At 72.8% G+C, this 5,984-nt stretch carries 5 protein-coding genes and 1 pseudogene; 2 read left to right on the forward strand and 4 right to left on the reverse strand.

All coding sequences use genetic code 11. The features are described 5' to 3' along the window. Nucleotides 1-117: 117 nt before the first annotated feature. The 4 genes from ilvD to H5J33_RS20470 all read right to left on the reverse strand — a co-directional run bounded on the left by ilvD (nucleotide 118) and on the right by H5J33_RS20470 (nucleotide 4,669). Nucleotides 118-1,971: a dihydroxy-acid dehydratase gene (gene ilvD / locus H5J33_RS20455; protein WP_181796378.1), complete on the reverse strand. Its 1,854-nt coding sequence runs from the start codon at nucleotides 1,969-1,971 to the stop codon at nucleotides 118-120. 147 nt (nucleotides 1,972-2,118) lie between these two features. Next, nucleotides 2,119-2,790, reverse strand: a complete 672-nt coding sequence (locus tag H5J33_RS20460; RefSeq protein ID WP_181796379.1) for a TetR/AcrR family transcriptional regulator — start codon at nucleotides 2,788-2,790, stop codon at nucleotides 2,119-2,121. Beyond that, on the reverse strand, nucleotides 2,787-3,614 hold the full coding sequence (locus tag H5J33_RS20465; RefSeq protein ID WP_181796380.1) for a sugar phosphate isomerase/epimerase: 828 nt from the start codon (nucleotides 3,612-3,614) through the stop codon (nucleotides 2,787-2,789). The genes H5J33_RS20460 and H5J33_RS20465 overlap by 4 nt, the downstream gene beginning before the upstream one ends. A 122-nt stretch (nucleotides 3,615-3,736) precedes the next feature. Continuing rightward, nucleotides 3,737-4,669 (reverse strand): Ppx/GppA phosphatase family protein, encoded by a 933-nt coding sequence (locus H5J33_RS20470; RefSeq protein WP_181796381.1) that lies wholly within the window; start codon nucleotides 4,667-4,669, stop codon nucleotides 3,737-3,739. A 71-nt stretch (nucleotides 4,670-4,740) separates the two neighbouring features. Between H5J33_RS20470 and H5J33_RS20475 the strand changes: the two genes are divergently transcribed. Next, the gene (locus H5J33_RS20475; RefSeq protein WP_181796382.1) at nucleotides 4,741-5,598 is read left to right on the forward strand and encodes a hypothetical protein; all 858 of its coding nucleotides are present in this window, start codon (nucleotides 4,741-4,743) and stop codon (nucleotides 5,596-5,598) included. A 144-nt stretch (nucleotides 5,599-5,742) separates the two neighbouring features. Further along, a pseudogene (locus tag H5J33_RS20480) lies at nucleotides 5,743-5,984 on the forward strand (hypothetical protein); the annotation flags it as partial.

Here is a 5,984-nt window from a genome sequence, read left to right on the forward strand (position 1 = left end):
GACGGCACGGTGTTCACCGTGGACGGCCGGGCGCCTGGCGCCTGGTGAGGCCGTGACGACCGACAGGGGCCGCCTCCGTCGGGAGGCGGCCCCTGCCGGTGGTGTCGCGGTGAGCGGTCAACCGAGGCGGGACACGTCGCGCACCGCGCCCTTGTCGGCGCTCGTGGCCATCGCGGCGTAGGCGCGCAGGGCGGTGGAGACCTTGCGGTCGCGGTTCCTCGGGGCGTAGACGCCGTTCAGGGCCTGCTCGCGGCGGGCCAGCTCGGCGTCGTCGACCAGCAGCTCGATCGTGCGGTTCGGGATGTCGATGCGGATGCGGTCGCCGTCCTGGACCAGGGCGATGGTGCCGCCGGAGGCCGCCTCGGGCGAGGCGTGGCCGATGGACAGGCCCGAGGTGCCGCCGGAGAAGCGGCCGTCGGTGACCAGGGCGCAGGTCTTGCCGAGGCCCCGGCCCTTCAGGTACGAGGTCGGGTACAGCATCTCCTGCATGCCGGGGCCGCCCTTGGGGCCCTCGTAGCGGATGACGACGACGTCGCCGTCCTTGACCTCCTGGGTGAGGATCCGCTGGACGGCCTCCTCCTGGGACTCGCAGACGACCGCCGGGCCCTCGAAGGTCCAGATCGACTCGTCCACGCCGGCCGTCTTCACCACGCAGCCGTCGACCGCGAGGTTGCCGCGCAGCACGGCCAGGCCGCCGTCCTTGGAGTACGCGTGCTCGGCGGAGCGGATGCAGCCGTTCTCGGCGTCCTCGTCCAGGGCCTCCCAGCGCTCGGACTGGGAGAAGGCCTCGGCGGAGCGGACGCAGCCGGGCGCCGCGTGCCACAGCTCGACCGCCTCGGGCGAGGGCGAGCCGCCGCGGACGTCCCAGGTCTTCAGCCAGTCGGCCAGGGACGGGCTGTGCACGGCGTGCACGTCCTCGTTGAGCAGGCCGGCCCGGTGCAGCTCGCCCAGCAGGGCCGGGATGCCGCCGGCGCGGTGCACGTCCTCCATGTAGTACGTGCGGTCCTTGGCGACGTTCGGGGCGACCTTCGCCAGGCAGGGCACGCGGCGGGAGACGGCGTCGATCTCGTCCAGGCCGAACGGGACGCCCGCCTCCTGGGCGGCGGCCAGCAGGTGCAGGATCGTGTTGGTGGAGCCGCCCATCGCGATGTCCAGGGCCATGGCGTTCTCGAAGGCCTGGAGGGTGGCGATGTTGCGGGGCAGGACGGTGTCGTCGTCCTGCTCGTAGTAGCGGCGGGTGAGGTCCATGACCGTGCGGGCCGCGTTCTCGTACAGGGCGCGGCGGGCGGTGTGGGTGGCGAGGACCGAGCCGTTGCCGGGCAGGGACAGGCCGATGGCCTCGGTCAGGCAGTTCATCGAGTTGGCGGTGAACATGCCGGAACAGCTGCCGCAGGTCGGGCAGGCGTTCTCCTCGATGCGGAGGATGTCCTCGTCGGAGATCTTGTCGTTGACGGCGTCGGAGATCGCGTCGACCAGGTCGAGCGTGCGGACCGTGCCGTCGACCAGGGTGGCGCGGCCGGACTCCATGGGACCGCCGGAGACGAACACCGTCGGGATGTTCAGGCGCAGGGCCGCCATCAGCATGCCCGGGGTGATCTTGTCGCAGTTGGAGATGCAGACCAGGGCGTCGGCGCAGTGGGCCTCGACCATGTACTCCACCGAGTCCGCGATCAGGTCGCGGGACGGCAGGGAGTACAGCATGCCGCCGTGGCCCATGGCGATGCCGTCGTCGACCGCGATCGTGTTGAACTCGCGCGGGATGCCGCCGGCCTCCTTGATCGCCTCGCTGACGATCCGGCCGACCGGCTGGAGGTGGGTGTGACCGGGCACGAACTCGGTGAAGGAGTTCGCGACGGCGATGATCGGCTTCCGGCCGATGTCCGCACCGGGTACACCGGAGGCGCGCATAAGGGCGCGGGCGCCCGCCATGTTGCGACCGTGGGTGACTGTGCGGGACCTCAGCTCGGGCATCGTCGCTCGCTCCTTCAGACGGGTGTGCCTGCTGTCGAGCGTACGCCGGTCATCCAGCTGGCGGGACGGGGTGTCCGAATCCCGGGACGTCCGTTTCACCGGCGCCGCCGGACGGCTCCTGCCGGACGGCTCCTGCCGGACGGCTCCTCACGGGGCCGTCAGATGGACCTGTACGACGGGTGCGACACGGGCGATGATCTGCTCCAGGTCCGCCGACGCCAGGGGCTCCAGCCGGATCACGTACCGCAGCATGGCACAGCCCACCAGCTGGGCGGCGGCCAGTTCGGCGCGCAGCTCCGCGTCGGGCAGCTCCAGCCGGGCGGCGATGCGGCGCATCAGCTGGGCGGCGACCAGGCGGCGCAGGACGGCGGCGGCCGTGTCGTTGTCGACGGCCGAGCGCACGATCGCCAGCAGCGGGGCCCGGGTGGCGGGGTCCTCCCAGATGCCGAGCACGAACCGGGTCAGCCGCTCGCCGACCCCGTCCGCCGGGCCCTCGGCGACCGCGTCGGGCGCGTCCAGCGCGGGGGCGAAGGCGACCTCGACGGCCGCCTCGAAGACCTGCTCCTTGGTGCCGAAGTAGTGGTGCACCAGCGCGGAGTCCACCCCGGCGGCCTTGGCGATGCCGCGTACGGACGTCTTCTCGTACCCCCGCGCGGAGAACTCCTCGCGGGCGGCGGCGAGGATGCGGTCCCGGGTGCCGGCGGACTCGGTGCGCGGGGGGCGGCCCCGGCGGCGGGCGGGGGGACGGGGGGCTGAATCGTCCGTCTCCGCGGAGCGCGGGGCGGCGCTGTCCGTCTCCAGGGGACGGGGCGGGGTCATCGCCGGGGCACCCGTACGGCCGCCGCGCCCAGGTGGGCGCGGGTGAAGGCCAGGGCCTCGGCGAGGTCGGCCTCGCGCTCGGCACCGGACATCGCGCGCCGGGTGTTGACCTCGATCACCACATGGCCGTCGAAGCCGGTGCGCACCAGGCGTTCCAGCAGCTCGGCGCAGGGCTGGGTGCCACGGCCGGGCACCAGGTGCTCGTCCTTGGCCGAGCCCCGGCCGTCGGCGAGGTGGACGTGCCCGAGCCGGTCGCCCATGCGGTCGGCCATGTCCAGGGCGTCGGTGCGGGCCGTCGCCGTGTGGCTGAGGTCGATCGTGAAGTGCCGGTAGTCGTTGTTGGTGACGTCCCAGTCGGGGGCGTAGGCGAGCATCTCGCGGTCGCGGTAGCGCCAGGGGTACATGTTCTCGACGGCGAACCGCACGTCCGTCTCGTCCGCCATCCGCCAGACGCCCTCCACGAAGCCCCGGGCGTACTGCCGCTGCCAGCGGAACGGCGGATGCACGACGACGGTGGAGGCACCGAGCTTCTCCGCCGCCGCGCGGGCCCTGAGCAGCTTCGTCCAGGGGTCGGTGGTCCACACCCGCTGGGTGATCAGCAGACAGGGGGCGTGGACGGCCAGGATGGGCACGCCGTGGTAGTCCGACAGGCGGCGCAGCGCCTCGATGTCCTGGCTCACCGGGTCGGTCCACACCATGACCTCGACACCGTCGTAACCGAGGCGCGCGGCGATCTCGAAGGCCGTCGCCGTGGACTCCGGGTAGACGGAAGCGGTCGAGAGCGCGATGCGCACGTCCGTTGGTTCAGCCACGCTCGTCACCATACGGCGTCGGCGGGCCCGGGTGCTGTGTGCCTGTTCACCGTTGTGACGTTCGCCATTTGCGCGGGTGCGGGTGCGTGTGCACGGGTGCGGGGGACCGCTGCGGCCCCGCGCCGCCCGGGGCGCTAAGCGGAGCCCATGTGGTCCAGGCGCCGCAGGATCACGCCCTCGCGCAGGGCCCACGGGCAGATCTCCAGTCGCTCCACGTCGAAGAGGTCCATCGCGCCCTCGGCCACCAGGGCGCCCGCGAGCAGCTGGCCGGCCCTGCCCTCCGACACCCCGGGGAGTGCGGCGCGCTGGCCGGCGGTCATGCCCGCGAGTTTGGGGACCCAGGCCTCCAGGGACTGGCGCTTGAGTTCCCGCTGGACGTAGAGGCCGTCGCCGCTGCGGGCGGCGCCGGCGATACGGGCGAGCTGCTTGAAGGTCTTGGAGGTGGCCACCACGTGGTCGGGGGCGCCGAACCGGGCGAACTCCCCGACCGTGCGGGCGATCTCGGCGCGGACGTGGCGGCGCAGGGCGCGCACGTCCTCCGGGGCGGGCGGGTCGCCGGGCAGCCAGCCGGCGGTGAGGCGGCCGGCGCCGAGCGGCAGGGAGACCGCCGCGTCCGGCTCCTCGTCCATGCCGTAGGCGATCTCCAGGGAGCCGCCGCCGATGTCCAGGACCAGCAGTTTTCCGGCGGACCAGCCGAACCAGCGGCGTACGGCGAGGAAGGTGAGCCGGGCCTCCTCGGCGCCGCTGAGGACCTGGAGCCGTACGCCGGTCTTCTCGGCCACGCGCCCCAGGACGTCGTCGGCGTTGCCGGCCTCACGGACGGCGGAGGTGGCGAACGGCAGCAGGTCCTCGACGCCCTTGTCCTCGGCGGCCTGGAGGGCGTCCTGTACGACGTCGATCAGCTTGTCTATGCCGTCCTCGCCGATGGCACCGCTGTCGTCGAGGAGCTGGGCGAGCCGGAGTTCGACCTTGTGGGAGTGCGCGGGCAGCGGGCGCGCGCCGGGGTGGGCGTCCACCACCAGCAGATGCACCGTGTTCGAACCCACATCCAGGACACCGAGTCTCATATACGGAACGCTACTGCCAGAGTGAGCGTCCTCGGTGCCCCCGGTGGTGTCCGGCCACTTACCCTGGACGGGTGCCAAAGACGAAAAAGGCCAAGCCCGACAAAACCGGCAAGACCGGCAAGGTGGATAAGGCGGGCAAGAAGCTCAAGTCCGCCATGGCTCCCGAGGAGGCGAGGGTGAGCGACGAGAAGGGCCTCGACTTCGCCCGCGCCTGGGTGGAGTTCCCGGACCCGGCCGACGACGAGCAGGTCTTCCGGTGCGATCTGACCTGGCTGACCTCCCGCTGGAACTGTGTCTTCGGCAGCGGCTGCCAGGGCATCCAGGCGGGCCGCGCCGACGACGGGTGCTGCTCGCTGGGCGCGCACTTCTCCGACGAGGACGACGAGAAGCGGGTCGCCGGGCACGTGGCGCGGCTCACCCCGGAGATCTGGCAGCACCACGACGAGGGCACGCGCGGCGGCTGGGTCTCCGAGGACGAGGAGGGCTCCCGGCAGACGCGGCCGTTCCAGGGCTCGTGCATCTTCCAGAACCGTCCGGGGTTCGCGGGCGGCGCGGGCTGCTCGCTGCACATCCTGGCCCTCAAGGAGGGCCGGGAGCCGCTGGAGACCAAGCCGGACGTGTGCTGGCAGCTGCCGATCCGGCGGACCTACGACTGGATCGACCGCCCGGACGACACGCGCGTGCTCCAGGTGTCCATCGGCGAGTACGACCGCCGGGGCTGGGGCCCGGGCGGCCACGACCTGCACTGGTGGTGCACGTCGGCGACCTCGGCCCACGGGGCGGGCGAGCCGGTCTACGTCTCCTACCGCGCCGAACTGACGGAACTGATGGGCAAGGCCGGCTACGACCGCCTGGTGGAACTGTGCGAACAGCGCCTGGCCTCCCGGCTGCCGCTGGTGGCACCGCATCCCGCGGATCCGGCTGACTGATCCCGGGGCCGGCCCGCGGGTCCGGTGAGCCGCTCACACGGACCGGGTGAGCCGCTTCCCCCCGCCCCTCAACTCCCCGAAGGGCTCGGCGTCTGCGTCTCGGGCGGGGTCGGGGCCGGGGTCTCCGGGGCGGACGGAGGCGGGGTGGACGGGGGCGACACCACGCTGATCACCCTCACGGCGTCCTCGGGGTCGTCCGGCATCCGCTGGTCGGTCTCGACGCCGGCCGCGTGGCTGTACTTCAGCCGGTCCTCGGGGACCCTCGCCCCCGGCCGCACGCTGACGGTCAAGGTGTACGTCGACCACCTCCGCGAGCCGTCCGGCCACTGGCACGCGCGCGTGGCGGTGGCCCCGGCGGGCGCGGTGGTCTCCATCGACGGCTACGG

This window comes from Streptomyces sp. WELS2, from assembly GCF_013870595.1.
GTDB lineage: Bacteria > Actinomycetota > Actinomycetes > Streptomycetales > Streptomycetaceae > Streptomyces.